The organism is Shewanella algicola (assembly GCF_014648035.1).
Taxonomy (GTDB): Bacteria; Pseudomonadota; Gammaproteobacteria; order Enterobacterales; family Shewanellaceae; genus Shewanella; species Shewanella algicola.
Map to the genome: position 1 here is coordinate 1 of NZ_BMQI01000049.1, position 16,693 is coordinate 16,693.

Consider the following 16,693-nt stretch of genomic DNA (forward strand, 5'->3'; position numbering starts at 1 on the left):
TTACTGATACTTAGTATTAGAATAGAGCGCTTAAATAGTGTGATAACTCAACAAAGCGAGTCTAAGAGAAGACTGCATAAGCTTTCCGAATTATTATTTAATGCCAAGGTGTTGAATAAACAAAATTTGTCTGGAAACCATAGAGCTTCATTTCCAGGCGCCAAATACACGAAAAAAGCCCTAGCAGAAAACGCTAGGGCTTTTTTCGTATATACGTTTCGCGAAAGAACTAAACTCGATGTCGCCCCGCCGCTGAGCGGGTTCCCCGGCTCCAAAGGCCGTTATATTGCTCCTGCAATAAAGGCATTTCCACCATCCCTTGACGGTCACCGCTTTTCCGCGAAAAGTGTTTGCTGAATACTTTGTATTCAAAACGCATTCACTTTTCCCCCATGTGAGAGTAGGTCATTTCCAGACGCCTAATAAGTATGAAAGCCCGTTGCTAACGCAACGGGCTTTTTTACATCTGGAATTTGAGCTTTGTGCATCAATCTTTATTTATCAAATGAGCAATAAAGTAGTGTGGTTGATATGCCCATGTGAGAGTAGGTCATTTCCAGACAATCCTACGAACTTCTTATATCGCCAATCACTGGTCTGTTGGTCTTTTTAACTAAGAAGCTTTAGCCTTTATATCATTATAAAAAAGCCATCTAAATTGATGGCTTGTTAATTTATATATCTAAATTGAATAACTTTTCGAGGATGGGTTTATTTGCTTCGGGAAACTCATATTCGTTTAGTGATTGTACTGTTACCCATTTAACTTGTTGGCCTTCCATACCAGAAACATTACCACTGAAATCAGTGACCAGATGAATATCGAGTCTGACGTGCTTATCAAGGTAGTCGTGGCTGATATCCATAAACGCAGATGTGCTGTTCACATCTAAATTAACTTCTTCTTTAAGCTCACGAATCAAGGCATCAGTGACTGATTCATTTGTTTCTACTTTACCGCCTGGGAACTCCCATTTGCCGCCTTGATGAAGATGATCGTGGCGTTTGGCAAGTAGGATTTTTTTTTGTGGGTTTATTACTATCCCTACGGCGACATGTATTCTCTTTGACATAAAAACTCTTATTACTGTTTAAAGAAGTCTTCTTCATCATAGCCAATATCATCCATCATATCTGGGTCGATATTGTCTTTCACAGGGATGCTGTGTTTTTCGCTAGCCCAATCCCCAAGATCGATAAGTTTGCAGCGTTCACTGCAAAATGGCTTAAATAAAGATGTGGTGTTCCATTCAACTGATGTACTGCAAATAGGGCACTTAACGGTTAAAGGCATATTGATATCCGTAACGATACAGCTAATCAGTGATGATTAGCTGTGTTAGTAATTGATCATGGCTCAATGGTAAAGCGTTTAATCACAGGTTGCCAGTGAGAACTCGACTGTTTCGTTGGTATGGCGATGTAAACTGAAATCAACAAAATGGATAGCGTATCTATTTCTGTGGCCGCTAATCGTTGGATAACAGTTATAGATGGGATCAATTTTAACGCGGATTAATGATAAAGGGTGTGGTGAATCCCCCTGGTAAAAGCCTGCTTGGGCGCTAAGACAAGTAAACTCAGCAGTATTACGATATAGGGTTAATAAGAGTGTGATAGGCGCTAAAAGAGGCTTAAATTGCTGCAGCCAGTACTGAATATCTTGTTGTCTTTGTGGCCAGTCTTTCCCTAACCAAAAATGAAGTTGAGGTAAATCGAAATTGCAGTATGCACCGGTCATGTTAAAACGCTGTCGTAATGCAGTAATGAACTTATCTTGTTTGAGCTTATAGCCAATTCTTTCGGGATTTTGTAATGGCGCTTTTAGTGAGGTGAGTTGCTGGATAAGTTGATTAACTTGTTCGCTATCGGCTTCTTGCAAATAACAAATGCTTCTCAGCTGTTGAACCTGTCTATCTATATCTTTTAATACTTCAGATCGATAATCACAACGTTCGGTTAATTCTAAAAGTGAGAATAGCGGATAAAAGCATTGGTGGTGTTGATCTTGAACGACATTATTTTGTAACTGTTGTGCTAAATTTTCTAAGCGTAAATAGCTGCGGACTTTTTCATTTAAGGGTTGTTCGTAAATTAAATCAGTCATTGGGTTTAGTTGTTAACTCAGCAGCTTGTTGTAAAAATAGTTTATGCAGGCGACCTACTTGACTGCGCAACAGGTTAATGTCTCCTTGATTATCTATGATGTGTTCGGCTTTATCTAAGCGTTGCTGTCTGCTCATTTGGCTTGCAAGTATATGTTCAACTTGCTGTCTGCTAACGCCATCACGTTGCATCGTCCTTGATATTTGCAATTCTGGTGAGATATCTACCACCAAAGTTGTAGTTACTAAACTATCTAAATGATTCTCAAATAGCAAGGGGACAACCATAATCACGTATTTAGATGACGATGCATTCACTTGGTCCAACATTTTTTGCCGGATCATTGGGTGTAGCAAGTTATTGAGCCATAACCGTTGTGTTTCGTTATCAAACACTTGGTTGCGCAGAGCAGCTCTGTCTAGTTGACCATCGGCGAGTAATATTTCATCACCGAAGCGTTTAACAATGGCAGCAAGCCCTGCAGAACCTTTATCAACAACTTCTCTAGCAATGACATCAGCATCAACTAGCTCAATGCCGAACTCTGCAAACAGATTCGCCACGGTGGTTTTGCCACTGGCAATACCGCCGGTAAGACCAACAATATACTTTTGCTTTATCATAAGGTGCTTAGATACCAATTAAGAATATCTTGTCCCCAGACTAACGCTATCCAACCTGCTGCGGCTATGTAAGGGCCAAACGGAATAGGGTTACCTTTATTGAGCTTTTTAGTGATGATCATTAAAATGCCGACAACAGCGCCAACAAGAGATGATAGTAATATGATCAGTGGCAACATTTGCCAACCAAGCCAAGCACCAAATACGGCTAATAACTTAAAGTCGCCATAGCCCATCCCCTCTTTGCCCGTAACGAGTTTGAATAACCAAAATACTGACCATAAGCTTAAGTAACCTGCCGCCGCACCAATAATGGCATCTTGTGGGCTGGTATAAATGCCTTTAAGGTTGATGACTAAACCGAACCATAATATTGGCAAGGTAAGTTGATCAGGTAAGAGCATTTCATCTAAATCGATACCAGTGAGTGCCACAAGTACAAAGGTTAATATACTGGCATAGACAAATTGCCATGTCGGGCCAAAATACCAGGCAAGAGTGGCAATCAATATCCCCGTTAATAATTCAATAATAGGATAGCGTGCAGAAATGGCAGTTTTGCAGTTTGCGCATTTTCCTTTTAATGATAACCAGCCCAGAATAGGTAAGTTATGCCAAGGTTTAATGTTACTTTTACATTTAGGGCAGGCTGAACCCGGCACGACTAAGTTATACTTTTCAGGAAACTCATCAATGGGTTTATTTAAACGTTCATTACCTACTTGCTTAACAATATCAGGGTGATATTCATTAAGGTAAAAGTTACATTCACTTTGCCATTCACGTTTCATCATCACAGGTAAGCGATGAATCACGACATTAAGAAAGCTGCCAATGGTGGCTGCAAAAATAAAGCTAATAACAACAAACACCCAAGGATACTGCTGCATTGTTGTAACAAAAGTTGAGATAAATTCAGTCATTTTATTCTTTCAGTTTTTAGCCTATAACTTCACCAAGTTGGAAGATAGGTAAATACATACCCACAATCATGCCACCAACAATAGTACCAATGACGACCATCATAATGGGTTCTATTAATGTTGATAATCCATCTACAGCATCATCGACTTGCATTTCAAATATATTTGCAACTTTATTTAACATGTCATCTAGAGAACCTGCTTCTTCACCAATTTGAACCATTTGAATGAGCATATCTGGAAATAAGTTTGCTGTTCTCATTGCTACGTTAAGTTGCATTCCTGACATCACTTCTTGACGCACCTTTAGCAAAGCAATCCGATATACAGCATTACCAGATGCTCCAGCAGCGGACTCTAAGCCGTCAATTAATGGTACACCTGCAGCAAATGTGGTCGCTAATGTGCGAGCAAAACGAGCCATGGCTGCTTTATGTAAAATGTCTCCAATAACTGGGATTCTAAGAATATTTGTATCGACTTGGTCCCTAAAACTTTGCGATTTTCTATGACTCTTAATAAATATAAAGGTAAATAAAACGATCCCTATAACAAAATAATACCAAGACGATTGTAACCATCTGGATGTATCAACAATCATCTGAGTAAATGCAGGTAATTCTGCACCAAAACCTTCAAAAATCGATTCAAACTGTGGTACTACAAATAGTAGTAACAAGACCGTAACACCAATAGCTACTAGTGTTACAGCAGAAGGATAAAACATGGCTTTTTTAATTTTTGACTTCAAGGCCTCCGCTTTTTCTTTATAAATAGCTATCCTATCAAAAACAACATCGAGAGCTCCAGAGTGTTCTCCTGCAGCAACTAAATCAACATATAGCTCGTCAAAATATCTTCTATGCGGTTTTAAAGCATCAGAAAAGGGGATGCCTGATTCTACATCGATAAGAATTAAGTTTAAGAGTTCACGCATTTTTATTTTTTCATGGCCTCTTGCAATCAATTGTAGTGCAGTTACTAAAGGAACCCCAGATGATAGCATCGTAGCAATTTGTCTCGTCATCATCGCAATGTCCATAGCATTAATGTTAGGTTGTCGAAGGTTAAAAAGTGGACTCGCTTTTTTACGGACACCTTTAGGTGTAACACCTTGAGATTTTAGAACACTTCTGATTTCAGCAACTGAAGCGCCTTTTAGCTCACCAGATGTACGCTGGCCTAAACGGTTAACTCCTTTCCATTCATAAAGAAATACTTTAGGTTGATGCTTAATCGCTTTCTTTGATCTTGACTTTTTTTTCGCTGTTGCAGTAACCATATAGTCAATCCCTTTTATTCACTCGCTATCACCTAGTACTTTGGTCGTTCAGAATTTTTCGGTAAATTTTAAATTGTTAGTTTTGTAAATTTAAACTAATCAAAAGCTGGTGACACGGTTTATTTCAGCAATACTGGTGACGCCATGGGTGACTTTTAATAAACCTGATTGGCGTAAATCGCGCATGCCTTGTTGTTTTGCCTGCTTGGATATTTGCAGTGAGTTGCCGCCCTCCATAATAGTGCGGGCAATTTCATCACTCATTTTCATTACTTCATAAATACCGACACGGCCTTTATAGCCGCCAGAACACTGATCACAGCCTACAGGCTTGAATACGGTGAAACCATCGTCAATGTCACTTTGTTGAAAGCCTAAACGTTGTAATTCTGTTTGCGGGATATCTTCTGCTTGTTTACAGGCAGGGCATAAACGTCTGGCAAGACGTTGGGCAATAATTAAGTTTACCGAACTGGCAATGTTATAACCGGGAACGCCCATATTAATCAAACGGGTTAAAGTTTCTGCCGCGGAATTAGTGTGCAAGGTTGATAATACCAAGTGACCAGTTTGTGCCGCTTTAATAGCAATTTCAGCGGTTTCTAGGTCACGTATTTCACCGACCATCACCACATCAGGGTCTTGACGTAAAAATGAGCGCAGAGCTGAGGCGAAGGTTAAACCGGCTTTTAAATTAATGTGAACCTGGTTAACACCTTCGAGGTTAATTTCGACCGGATCTTCGGCGGTAGAGATATTACGCTCTTCGGTATTAAGGATGTTAAGCCCTGTGTACAAGGATACGGTTTTACCTGAACCTGTTGGTCCAGTGACTAAAATCATCCCTTGAGGCTTAGCGAGCATTTCTTCGTATAATAAACGTTGGTCATCTTCATAACCGAGCTTTTCAATACCCAGTTGGGCGGAAGATGAATCGAGAATACGCATTACAATCTTTTCGCCCCAAATGGTGGGCAGGGTACTGACACGAAAATCGATTGACTTAGTGCGCGACAGCTTCATTTTAATACGGCCATCTTGCGGTACACGGCGTTCGGCAATATCCAGTTTCGACATCACTTTTAAACGAGCGGAAATTCGCCCTGATAAGTTGACTGGCGGCTCGGATACTTCATGGAGTATGCCATCGATACGGAAACGTATACGGTAGCGTTTTTCATAGGGTTCAAAATGTAAATCAGAAGCACCTTTACGGATGGCATCGGTGAGGATCTTATTAATATAGATAACAATAGGGGCATCATCACTGCTATCTACAGAAGGTTCATCTTCGTGGTTCGTATCCGTTACTTCTATACCAGCTAATGCTTCTTCATCAATCCCTTCTAAGTTTAGGCCACTAATGTCTTCTTCAAGTATTTTTTCTAAAACTTTAAGTAACTTATCGTCTTCAACCAAAATAGCCTCGGCATGTAAACCAAGACTGAATTGGAAGTCTTCAAGTGCTGTAATATTTGTGGGATCTGATGTTGCTATATATAGGCGGTTGCCCCGTTTAAACAAAGGAAGACATTTGTGCCTTGAAATTAGCTTTTTATTGAGTAAATCTTCAGATATTTGTGTAATATCAAATTCATTTAAATCAAGTAATGGAGTCCCATATTCCTCAAAGCAAATCTCAGAGATTTCACGGGCTGAAAGAAATTTTGAATGTATAAGACTTGTAACGAAAGCTGTTTTGTTTTTACGTGAAGAGTTTATTGTGGCTGCTATTTGTTCTTCGCTGAGAAGTTTCTTGCGAACAAATAAAGTAGATAATCCTAAATTAATCGATGAAGATGATGCCATGCCATTAATTATCCCAAATACAAAATATGAGGAGAGGTATAATGCACTCTCCTCTTACTTTTAACTATATTAGCCTTGGCAGTGCGTAGGCATTAATTTAGTTTTATCGGTAGCATCTAAGTCAGAAGTACAAGTCCATGCACCGGTTGCAGGATTTCTAGCATAAGTGATAGTTTTGCCTTTTGTGGATGGTGTACCTTTTGTGATTGTAAAAGCGATTGAAGCAGCGTTAATAGCTAACGTACCAGTTGCAGCTGGAGGAGTTGTAAGATTCGCTGCAGCGGCATTTGCTGGAAAAGTACCTTCAGTCATTACATAATGATCAATTGGTGTCTTCATCGCATCAAGAGTTTGAATTACGGCGCCGACATCTGATTTTGCGACATAGCTTTGATATTGTGGGATAGCAATGGCAGCAAGAATACCGATAATTGCCACTACGATTAATAATTCAATAAGAGTAAAACCCTTAGCGTTTTTGATTTGGTTGATACCTTTCATATTTCTCTCCGTAAAATTAGGCTGGGGTAGTATCAATCCTCGATGACTGCTGCTTAAGCTAGTATTGGACTAGTCATAAGTTGAGTAGCTGGCATTCCGTTTGCCGAAAACCTTAAAGCACAATTGTGTAGTACTGGATGTGAGCTCCGGAGTACCACGTTTTTTGTTTTGCATACATTATAGCGTTCGCGAGTTATTGAGCGACCCAAACAGAACGGGTATATCATAACCATGTTTGCGCATATTATGTTAGCAGATATTTTCTGACTGACATTTCGGCTGAGCAGTAAAGCGAGGGCAAACACGCTGTCGTTATCGCTGTATTGACAACATTTGACTTTACACTAGCAGGTTAAATGTTAACAAAATGATAATTTATTAGTGTTGATTTGTCATCTAGCGATTACTATACATGGCCGAAAGGCCAACTCGCCTACGATAAACGTTAGTATAATTTGTTACAAAATGGAATAGCTTTATTGTACAAATATAAAATAAATGTCTAAAAACACTCTGATTTCACATTTTCAGGACATTATACGATAAAAGTATTTTGACGGATTAGTTGAATAAATCTTTTTTTTGACAAAATGATAACAATGTCGATTTGTTGACGGTTTTAATGGCTGCAGAAAGCCTAGAAGCTAGGGCGCTACGCTGCGAGATACTGTAAAAGCTCAGCAGCAAAGTTGCCCTAGTATCTCAATCTCAGCAGCGAAGCTGTCCTAGAAGCGCAGCGGCCTAGCAGGATGTAGTCCGCCCTAGCACCTAGCACCTAGCAACTAGGATCTACAAGCATCACGCTTTCAACCGTAGAGATAAGTCGAGTGCTTTAATATGTTTGGTGAGTGCGCCAACTGATATATAGTCAACACCTGTTTGTGCGAATGTGGCTAGGGTATCAATGGTCACGTTACCTGACACCTCTAGTTTTGCGCCTTTGCCTTGATCTTTATAACGGTTATTAAGGCTAACGGCATCGACCATCATGGTGACGTCGAAATTATCGAGCATAATGATGTCTGCCCCGCCATCGAGGGCTTGAGTTAACTCGGCTAATGATTCGACTTCCACTTCAACAGGTTTACTGTTATCTAATGCGCGCGCTGCAGTTATGGCTTGCGAAATGCCACCGCAGGCCATGATGTGGTTTTCTTTAATGAGAAAGGCATCAAATAACCCAATACGATGGTTTTTACCGCCGCCACAAGTAACAGCATATTTTTGCGCAGTACGTAAACCTGGAATGGTTTTGCGGGTGTCGAGTAAGCGGGTATGCGTACCTGAGAGTTTATCGACATAATGTTTAGTCAGGCTAGCAACGCCAGACAAGGTTTGAATGAAGTTCATGGCAGTTCGCTCACCAGTTAAAATGGCGCGGGCAGGGCCTGATAACTCACACAATACTTGATTAGGCACAACTAAGTCACCGTCGTCTACATGCCAATGCAGTACAACTTCACCACCGAGTTGGTTAAACACTTGTTCGGCCCAGGCTTTACCGCAAAATACACCGTCTTCGCGGGTGATTAAGCTGCCTGAAACGTGTTTGTCAGCAGGAATGAGTTGTGCAGTAATGTCTGCCGTGAGCATATCTTCGATGCTGTTATGTGCACTGTGGCCTAAGTCTTCGTTGAGTGCTGTTTTTACGGCGTGGCGGATGTCATTTTCTAACATAAGCAAAGTCCTTGCTAAAGAGCGTGATAGGGTAAAACGACTAGGGATAAATAGTGTAGTCGTTTACCAAAAAAGCATTTAAACAAGATTACCATATTTAAATGCCATACTTACACAGGACGTGTTTATCTTTGTTGATAAATTATGCAGTTGGTTCTTTTTTGTCAGGCAATCGTAAATGAGTGCAGTTTAGCCCGCTTAATCAGTGAGTTTGTGAACAGTATGACTGGAAATAGCCTCTGTCCGAAGAGTTGCGGCTAAAACTGCTTTATACCGCGTTGGATAATCTCGACCTAGGGCAACTATTCCCGCAACTATCCGCCTTGCCTATAGCCATTTATCTCTCAATATAAACAATATACAAAGATAAGCACGCCATAGATACCAGCAATGTTTAGCATTGGTATTCAGGTTTATAACTGTTAAATTTACTGTATCGACATTGAGTTAAGGTTGTTATGGCTATTGGATTATTAGTTAATGGTTGGTTGGCTAACGCGCGTCAGTGTATATCGCCACATTTTAATCAACGGCCTGATGGCGAGATCAGTTTGTTGGTTATCCACAATATTAGTTTGCCTGCGGGTTGCTTTGGTTTGCCGCACATCGACGGCTTGTTTCAGGGCTGTTTAGATATTGAAGCAGATAGTAGTTTTGCTGAGTTGGCTGGCTTAGAGGTTTCTGCCCACTTTTTAATTCGCCGTGATGGCGAGGTGGTGCAGTATGTTAGTTGTGATGATCGGGCTTGGCATGCTGGCGTATCAAGTTTTGATTCACGATCAGGATGCAATGATTTTGCCATTGGTATTGAAATGGAAGGCACCGACACCAGTGGTTATACCGATGAGCAATATCAACAATTAACTCTGTTAACTTTGGCGTTAATGGCGCACTATCCTATGATTAAGTTACCTAATATTGTGGGGCATTGCGATATTGCTCCTGGACGCAAAACCGACCCAGGTGACAGTTTTGATTGGGTGCGCTATAAACAAGCTATTGTCGCTGCAACCGCTTGATACAGTTATCATCGATTGTTGATGGTTTTTAAGATATAGCACAGGTAAAAAGGATATTTATGGCGTTATTTTCATTATTGGTCGCTATTTTAGTTGAACGGTTAAAGCTACTGCCAAGTAGCTTGCAGTTTAATCATTTGATGGAACGTTACCATAAACAATTTTGGGATGATGAATCGTTAGGAACTGAGTTTGGCGTTGCAATGGCATTAATTTTGCCAGCATTAGTGGTGTTTTTGATTAGTCATTTATTGCACGGTATTTTCTTTGATTTACTCAGTTTGCTGTTTTGGTTACTAATATCGATAGTGTGCTTTAGCCATCAAAATTTACGAGGACTGTTTAAACAATATATTCAGGCGGCTTGTCGTGGTGATGTACAGGCTTGTTACCGCTATGCTGGGCAACTTGATTGTGCTGAATGCCTTGATGTGGTTGATGAGCAAGATTTAGGTCAAAATGTAGGTCAAACGGTGGCGTGGATTAATTACCGCTATTATGGCGCAGTGGCGTTGTTTTTGATTTTTTTTGGACCTGTAGGCGCCGTATTATATTGTAGCGTGCGCTTTTACAGTGACTTTAATATTAAAAATAACAAGGGGATGCCTTTAGTTGATCACTTGCACACCTTACTTGATTGGATACCCAGTCGATTATTTAGCTTTGGGTATGTGTTAAGTGGCCAATTTAGCAGTGGATTAGGGGCATGGCGCCAATATGCCTTGCGGTTAAGATGTGATGCTAAAACCATTGTGACCCAAACTGCTATTGCTGCAGAGTCATTGCCTGAGGCAGGCAATGCACCAATTAGTTTGCAGTCTACTTTAGCGTTGCTGGCATTAAGTAAACGTAACTTTGTGTTGTTATTAACTTTAGTGTCACTATTAACCATTTTTGGGTTTGTGAGTTAGGTGGGGCTAGGGCGCGTCGCTTCTAGGTATTAGGGCGGACTACGTCCTGCTAGGTCGCTGCGCTTCTAGGGCAGCGTCGCTGCTGAGCTTTTATTGCCCCTAGCAGCGTAGCGCTCTAGTTTCTAGTTCCTAAAGCTTTCGGGTAAATGGTCTGACCCCTTTAATCTAAATATCAGTTATGCTCGGGGATTGAGCGTTTTAAACAAACTTGTGTGGCATTGTCAATAAGCTGGCAACTAGACACAGCCTGTATGATTTGATAAAGTGCGCTCTCTCATATTAATTGGTAAGACCAATTGACAATTACTTGTTTAGGGAGCAGGGCGCCAGATGGCTTATAGTAAAATTAACCAGCCAAAAATATCTGATGTGATCATGGAGCAGTTAGAGCGCATGATCCTTGAAGGTAGTTTACAGCCGGGTCAGAAACTGCCTCCCGAGCGTGAACTTGCCGTGCAATTTGAAGTGTCTCGTCCTTCACTGCGCGAAGCTATTCAAAAATTAGAAGCAAAAGGGTTGCTTATGCGTCGTCAAGGCGGTGGCACCTATGTAAAAGAACAACTCTGGCAAAGTCTTGCCGATCCTATCGTTGAATTAATGCATAGCGACTCAGAAAGTCAGTACGACTTACTGGAGTTTCGTCACGCCACTGAAGGCATGATGGCGTATTTTGCTGCGCTGCGCGGCACCGATGCGGATATGAAAAACATCAACAAACGTATTGCTGAAGTTGAGTCGGCAACCAATATTGACACTAAAGCCGATGCGATAGTGCGTTTTTATCGTGCAGTTGCAGAAGCGTCACACAATGTTGCCATGCTTCATCTAGTATTAAGTTTAACCCCTGTGCTGCATAAAAATGTAGCGCAAAATTTGGAACTTTTGAGCAGACGCGAAGAAACTTCCGCTACGGCAAATAATCACAGAAGAACATTACTCGCTGCGATTGTGCGCCGGGACCCAGACGCTGCACGTGCTGCTTCGAACGAGCATTTAAGCTACATCGAAGAAGTCATGTTGTCAGTAAGAGAAGAAGACAGTCGGTTGCAACGTAGTTTGCGCCGTTTAAAGAGCGGCGTGTAACTGAGTTGTTGTGTCAACAAGCAACAACGAATGCCGAAATATAACTCCGTATATTAAAGAAGGACTGCGAGATGTCTGAAGATATGCTTCAAGATTTAGACCCATCAGAAACCCAAGAGTGGGTTGATGCTCTGCAAGCTGTATTAGAGCAAGAAGGGCCTGAACGTGCACACTTTTTACTCGAAAAACTTATCGACAAAGCACGTCGTAACGGTACTCACTTACCGTACAACGCGACTACTGCGTATTTAAATACTATCCCTGCTGGCCAAGAGCCAAACATGCCAGGCAACCAAGAAATGGAGCGTCGTATACGCGCCATTATTCGTTGGAACGCATTAGCAATGGTATTACGTGGTTCTAAGAAAGATTTAGAGCTTGGTGGCCATATTTCAAGTTTTGCGTCTAGTGCGACGATTTATGATGTGTGTTTTAACCATTTCTTCCGTGCGCCTAATGAACAAGACGGTGGCGATTTAGTGTATTTCCAAGGTCATATTGCACCTGGTATTTATGCGCGTTCATTCCTTGAAGGTCGTATTACTGAAGAGCAAATGGCTAACTTCCGTCAAGAAGTAGACGGCAAAGGCTTGTCTTCGTACCCGCACCCTAAGTTAATGCCTAGCTACTGGCAGTTCCCTACGGTATCGATGGGTCTAGGTCCTATTCAAGCGATTTACCAAGCACGTTATTTAAAATATTTAACGGACCGTGGCTTAAAAGACTGCTCTAAGCAAACTGTTTACTGTTTCTTAGGCGACGGTGAGTGTGATGAGCCAGAAGCATTAGGTGCAATTGGTTTAGCTGCGCGCGAAGAATTGGATAACTTAGTGTTTATCGTTAACTGTAACTTACAGCGTCTTGATGGCCCTGTACGTGGTAACGGTAAAATTATCCAAGAACTTGAAGGCGAATTCCGCGGCGCAGGCTGGGAAGTGGTTAAAGTGATTTGGGGTCGTTACTGGGATCCATTATTGGCCCGTGACACTAGCGGTAAATTATTACAGTTAATGGAAGAAACCGTAGACGGTGAATACCAAAACTGTAAAGCCAAAGGCGGCGCTTGGACTCGTGAGCACTTCTTTGGTAAGTACCCAGAAACCGCTGAAATGGTGGCTAACATGTCAGACGATGACATTTGGCGTTTAAACCGTGGTGGTCATGACCCTGTTAAAGTTTACGCAGCACTTGAGCATGCACAAAAAACCAAAGGTCGCCCAACGGTTATCTTGGCTAAAACCGTTAAAGGTTATGGTTTAGGTGATGCGGGTGAAGGTAAAAACATCGCGCATAACGTGAAGAAAATGGGCGTTGACGCTATTCGTCACTTCCGCGATCGTTTTAATATTCCGATCCCTGATGACAAGTTAGAAGATTTGCCTTTCTATCATCCAGGTCCAGATTCTGAAGAAGTGAAATACCTAAAGAGTCGTCGTGAAGCGTTATTAGGTTACTTACCACAACGTCGTGAGAAGTTTACCGAAGAACTTGAAGTGCCATCATTAAAGATTTTTGATTCGATTTTAAAAGGCTCTAACGGCCGTGAAATCTCGTCAACTATGGCATTTGTTCGTGTATTAACTGCGTTGTTAAAAGACAAAGGCATTGGCAAGCGTGTTGTGCCAATTATTCCAGACGAAGCACGTACTTTTGGTATGGAAGGTTTATTCCGTCAAGTGGGTATTTACGCTCACGAAGGCCAAAAATATGTTCCACAAGATTCAGATCAAGTGGCGTACTACCGTGAAGATAAAACCGGTCAGGTTTTACAAGAAGGTATTAACGAATTAGGCGCAATGTCATCTTGGGTATCAGCTGCAACCAGCTACTCAGTCAACGACATGCCAACGATTCCGTTTTACATCTACTACTCAATGTTCGGTTTCCAACGTATTGGTGACATGGCATGGGCTGCAGGCGACATGCGCGCACGTGGTTTCTTAGTGGGTGGTACTTCAGGCCGTACAACATTGAACGGCGAAGGTTTACAGCATCAAGACGGTCACAGCCACATTTTGGCTAACACTATCCCTAACTGTATCTCTTACGACCCTACATACGGTTATGAAATTGCAGTAGTAGTACAAGATGGTGTTCGTCGCATGTATGGCGAAAACCAAGAAGATGTTTTCTATTACTTAACTACCATGAACGAAAACTACGTTCAGCCAGAAATGCCAGCCGGTGCCGAAGAAGGTATCGTAAAAGGTATTTACAAGCTTGAATCTGTAGCCGGTAGTGGTAAAGGCAAAGTACAGTTAATGGGTTGCGGCACCATTTTAGAAGAAGTGCGTAAAGCGGCTCAAGCACTAGCGAAAGACTTTGGTGTGAGTTCAGATGTATTCAGCGTCACCAGCTTTAACGAGTTAACTCGTGATGGCCAGGCTGCTGAGCGTTGGAACATGTTGCACCCAAGCGAACAGCCTAAGCAAGCTTATATTAGCCAGGTATTATCAGCTGATGCGCCAGCCATTGTAGCCACTGACTACATGAAGATTTACGGCGAGCAATTACGTGCTTATGTACCAACAGATTATAAAGTATTGGGTACTGATGGTTTTGGTCGTAGCGACAGCCGTGCAAACTTACGTCACCACTTTGAAGTTGACGCCAAGTTTATTGTTATTGCTGCACTGAAGTCACTTGTTGAGCGTAATGAAATGCCTGTTGATGTGTTAACTAAAACCATCGCTGAGTACGGCATTGACGCTGACAAGATCAACCCACAGTTCGCGTAAGGGGATACAAAATGGCTGATTTAAAGGAAGTTTTGGTTCCTAATATCGACACTGATGCAGTACAGGTTATTGAAATTTGTGCCGCAGTGGGTGATGTACTTGAGAAAGAAGCATCAATCATTACCGTTGAAAGCGATAAAGCGACCATGGACATTCCAGCGCCTTTTGCTGGTACGTTAGCAGAGCTGAAAGTCGCAGTAGGCGACACAGTGTCTGAAGGAACGTTAATCGCAATGATGAGTGCAGCTGATGCTGCACCAGCAAAAGCCGAAGCGGCTCCAGCTCCTAAAGCTGAAGCGCCAGTGGCGCAAGCTGCGGCACCTGCACCTGTAGCCCCTGTTGCTGCACCTGCTGGTGGCTCAGAAGTTATCGAAGTTAAAGTGCCTGATATTGGCGGTGATACTGATGTTTCAATCATTGAAGTATTAGTAGCCGTTGGCGATAGCATTGAGGTTGATACCGGGTTAATTACCCTAGAAACCGACAAAGCAACCATGGACGTACCCTCACCTAAAGCAGGTGTGGTTAAAGAAGTGAAAGTGGCCTTGGGCGACAAAGTGTCTGAAGGTTCATTGGTGATTTTATTAGAAGTGGCAGGCTCTGCACCAGCAGCGGCTCCGCAAGCTCAAGCTGCACCCGCTGCGCAAGCAGCTCCTGCTGCAAGCACAACTCAGGTACAAGAAGTTCAAGTGCCAGACATTGGTGATGCTGCAGATGTGGATGTCATTGAAGTATTAGTGTCTGTGGGTGATGACATCACCTTAGATCAAGGCCTAATTACCCTTGAAACAGACAAAGCAACCATGGAAGTGCCTGCGCCGTTTGCCGGTAAACTTGTTTCGCTAACCGTTAAAGTAGGCGATAAAGTGTCTCAAGGTAGCTTAATTGCTACTATTGAAACCACAAGCTCAGCACCTGTTGCGCAAGCTGCTCCTGCGCAAGCTCCTGCTCCAGCAGCACCTGCCGCCCCAGCAGCTATGGCGGCAAGCCGTCCGCCAGTGCCGCATCACCCAAGTGCAGCAGCGCCAACATCGACAGGTGCTGTACATGCATCGCCTGCAGTACGCCGTTTAGCGCGTGAGTTTGGTGTTGATTTAACAAAGGTTAGCGGTACCGGTCGTAAAGGTCGTATTTTAAAAGAAGACGTGCAAGCGTTTGTTAAGTACGAGTTGTCACGCCCTAAAGCTTCTGCAGCAACCAGCGTTGCTGGTGGTGCGGGTGGCTTAAACGTGATTGCAGCGCCTAAAGTTGATTTCAGTAAGTTTGGTGAAGTGGAAGAAGTGCCATTAAGCCGTATCCAGAAAATCTCTGGTCCTAACTTGCACCGCAACTGGGTAACCATTCCACACGTGACTCAATTTGATGAAGCTGATATCACTGAGTTGGAAGCTTTCCGTAAGCAACAGAATGATATTGCTGCCAAGAAAAAGGCAGATTACAAAATCACTCCACTTGTGTTTATGATGAAAGCCGTTGCGAAAACATTGGCAGATTTCCCAGTGTTTAACTCAAGCTTAAGTGCTGATGGCGAATCACTTATCCAGAAGAAGTACTTCCATATTGGTGTTGCTGTTGATACACCAAACGGCCTAATGGTTCCGGTTGTACGTGATGTCGATAAAAAAGGCATTGTTGAGTTGTCTCGTGAGTTAACCGATATTTCTATCCGTGCTCGTGATGGCAAGCTTAAGTCTGCAGACATGCAAGGCAGCTGTTTTACTATTTCAAGTTTAGGTGGTATTGGCGGTACGGCATTTACGCCGATTGTTAACTACCCAGACGTGGCTATTTTAGGTGTGTCAAAATCTGAAATTAAGCCTAAGTGGAATGGTAAAGAATTTGAACCTAAATTAATGCTACCACTGTCGCTTTCATACGACCATCGTGTGATTGATGGTGCGATGGCCGCACGCTTCAGTGTGACCTTGTCAGCTATCTTATCTGACATCCGTACCATGATTTTGTAAATAAATAGGGCCGCTCATATCGAGTGGCCTTTTTTATGTTGATGATTATCACCA

At 42.3% G+C, this 16,693-nt stretch carries 15 protein-coding genes; 6 read left to right on the top strand and 9 right to left on the bottom strand.

What is annotated here, in order from left to right; all coding sequences use genetic code 11:
* Window positions 1-357, top strand: a 357-nt coding sequence (locus tag IEY42_RS22430; RefSeq protein ID WP_229780142.1) for a hypothetical protein, incomplete at its 5' end; no start/stop codon positions are given.
* Window positions 358-674: 317 nt separating this feature from the next.
* On the opposite strand, the gene mutT is transcribed toward IEY42_RS22430, so the two are convergent.
* From mutT to nadC, 9 genes are all read right to left on the bottom strand, one after another.
* Window positions 675-1,073 carry an 8-oxo-dGTP diphosphatase MutT gene (mutT, locus tag IEY42_RS17560; protein ID WP_188926606.1) on the bottom strand — a complete coding sequence of 133 codons (399 nt, stop codon included), beginning with the start codon at window positions 1,071-1,073 and terminating at the stop codon, window positions 675-677.
* 11 nt (window positions 1,074-1,084) lie between these two features.
* Window positions 1,085-1,294, bottom strand: coding sequence for a DNA gyrase inhibitor YacG (gene yacG / locus IEY42_RS17565; protein WP_188926607.1), 210 nt, complete (start codon window positions 1,292-1,294; stop codon window positions 1,085-1,087).
* Between the two features lie 78 nt (window positions 1,295-1,372).
* Window positions 1,373-2,107: a cell division protein ZapD gene (gene zapD, locus IEY42_RS17570; protein ID WP_188926608.1), complete on the bottom strand. Its 735-nt coding sequence runs from the start codon at window positions 2,105-2,107 to the stop codon at window positions 1,373-1,375.
* Window positions 2,100-2,729 carry a dephospho-CoA kinase gene (gene coaE, locus IEY42_RS17575; protein ID WP_188926609.1) on the bottom strand — a complete coding sequence of 210 codons (630 nt, stop codon included), beginning with the start codon at window positions 2,727-2,729 and terminating at the stop codon, window positions 2,100-2,102. The genes zapD and coaE overlap by 8 nt, the downstream gene beginning before the upstream one ends.
* A complete protein-coding gene (locus tag IEY42_RS17580; protein ID WP_188926610.1) occupies window positions 2,726-3,652 on the bottom strand; it encodes a prepilin peptidase in 927 nt (308 codons plus the stop codon). The genes coaE and IEY42_RS17580 overlap by 4 nt, the downstream gene beginning before the upstream one ends.
* A gap of 16 nt (window positions 3,653-3,668) precedes the next feature.
* Window positions 3,669-4,934, bottom strand: a complete 1,266-nt coding sequence (locus IEY42_RS17585) for a type II secretion system F family protein (protein WP_188926611.1) — start codon at window positions 4,932-4,934, stop codon at window positions 3,669-3,671.
* Between the two features lie 99 nt (window positions 4,935-5,033).
* Window positions 5,034-6,743: a type IV-A pilus assembly ATPase PilB gene (gene pilB, locus IEY42_RS17590; protein ID WP_188926612.1), complete on the bottom strand. Its 1,710-nt coding sequence runs from the start codon at window positions 6,741-6,743 to the stop codon at window positions 5,034-5,036.
* A 69-nt stretch (window positions 6,744-6,812) separates the two neighbouring features.
* Window positions 6,813-7,244 (bottom strand): pilin, encoded by a 432-nt coding sequence (locus IEY42_RS17595; protein ID WP_275974649.1) that lies wholly within the window; start codon window positions 7,242-7,244, stop codon window positions 6,813-6,815.
* Between the two features lie 798 nt (window positions 7,245-8,042).
* The gene (gene nadC, locus IEY42_RS17600; protein WP_188926613.1) at window positions 8,043-8,921 is read right to left on the bottom strand and encodes a carboxylating nicotinate-nucleotide diphosphorylase; all 879 of its coding nucleotides are present in this window, start codon (window positions 8,919-8,921) and stop codon (window positions 8,043-8,045) included.
* A gap of 458 nt (window positions 8,922-9,379) precedes the next feature.
* Between nadC and ampD the strand changes: the two genes are divergently transcribed.
* From ampD to aceF, 5 genes are all read left to right on the top strand, one after another.
* The gene (gene ampD / locus IEY42_RS17605; RefSeq protein WP_188926614.1) at window positions 9,380-9,940 is read left to right on the top strand and encodes a 1,6-anhydro-N-acetylmuramyl-L-alanine amidase AmpD; all 561 of its coding nucleotides are present in this window, start codon (window positions 9,380-9,382) and stop codon (window positions 9,938-9,940) included.
* Window positions 9,941-9,999: 59 nt separating this feature from the next.
* A complete protein-coding gene (gene ampE, locus IEY42_RS17610) occupies window positions 10,000-10,851 on the top strand; it encodes a beta-lactamase regulator AmpE (RefSeq protein WP_188926615.1) in 852 nt (283 codons plus the stop codon).
* 330 nt (window positions 10,852-11,181) lie between these two features.
* The gene (pdhR, locus tag IEY42_RS17615) at window positions 11,182-11,934 is read left to right on the top strand and encodes a pyruvate dehydrogenase complex transcriptional repressor PdhR (RefSeq protein ID WP_188916977.1); all 753 of its coding nucleotides are present in this window, start codon (window positions 11,182-11,184) and stop codon (window positions 11,932-11,934) included.
* Between the two features lie 71 nt (window positions 11,935-12,005).
* Window positions 12,006-14,672, top strand: a complete 2,667-nt coding sequence (gene aceE / locus IEY42_RS17620; protein WP_188916978.1) for a pyruvate dehydrogenase (acetyl-transferring), homodimeric type — start codon at window positions 12,006-12,008, stop codon at window positions 14,670-14,672.
* An 11-nt stretch (window positions 14,673-14,683) separates the two neighbouring features.
* The gene (gene aceF / locus IEY42_RS17625; protein ID WP_188926616.1) at window positions 14,684-16,639 is read left to right on the top strand and encodes a dihydrolipoyllysine-residue acetyltransferase; all 1,956 of its coding nucleotides are present in this window, start codon (window positions 14,684-14,686) and stop codon (window positions 16,637-16,639) included.
* Window positions 16,640-16,693: the final 54 nt, after the last annotated feature.

Excerpts from the sequence above, each read along its gene's own strand:
- zapD (WP_188926608.1), bottom strand. The coding sequence starts at position 2,107 with ATGACTGATTTAATTTACGAACAACCCTTAAATGAAAAAGTCCGCAGC.
- aceE (WP_188916978.1), top strand. The coding sequence starts at position 12,006 with ATGTCTGAAGATATGCTTCAAGATTTAGACCCATCAGAAACCCAAGAG.
- aceF (WP_188926616.1), top strand. The coding sequence starts at position 14,684 with ATGGCTGATTTAAAGGAAGTTTTGGTTCCTAATATCGACACTGATGCA.
- ampD (WP_188926614.1), top strand. The coding sequence starts at position 9,380 with ATGGCTATTGGATTATTAGTTAATGGTTGGTTGGCTAACGCGCGTCAG.
- pdhR (WP_188916977.1), top strand. The coding sequence starts at position 11,182 with ATGGCTTATAGTAAAATTAACCAGCCAAAAATATCTGATGTGATCATG.
- ampE (WP_188926615.1), top strand. The coding sequence starts at position 10,000 with ATGGCGTTATTTTCATTATTGGTCGCTATTTTAGTTGAACGGTTAAAG.
- coaE (WP_188926609.1), bottom strand. The coding sequence starts at position 2,729 with ATGATAAAGCAAAAGTATATTGTTGGTCTTACCGGCGGTATTGCCAGT.
- IEY42_RS17580 (WP_188926610.1), bottom strand. The coding sequence starts at position 3,652 with ATGACTGAATTTATCTCAACTTTTGTTACAACAATGCAGCAGTATCCT.
- IEY42_RS17595 (WP_275974649.1), bottom strand. The coding sequence starts at position 7,244 with ATGAAAGGTATCAACCAAATCAAAAACGCTAAGGGTTTTACTCTTATT.
- mutT (WP_188926606.1), bottom strand. The coding sequence starts at position 1,073 with ATGTCAAAGAGAATACATGTCGCCGTAGGGATAGTAATAAACCCACAA.
- nadC (WP_188926613.1), bottom strand. The coding sequence starts at position 8,921 with ATGTTAGAAAATGACATCCGCCACGCCGTAAAAACAGCACTCAACGAA.
- IEY42_RS17585 (WP_188926611.1), bottom strand. The coding sequence starts at position 4,934 with ATGGTTACTGCAACAGCGAAAAAAAAGTCAAGATCAAAGAAAGCGATT.
- pilB (WP_188926612.1), bottom strand. The coding sequence starts at position 6,743 with ATGGCATCATCTTCATCGATTAATTTAGGATTATCTACTTTATTTGTT.
- yacG (WP_188926607.1), bottom strand. The coding sequence starts at position 1,294 with ATGCCTTTAACCGTTAAGTGCCCTATTTGCAGTACATCAGTTGAATGG.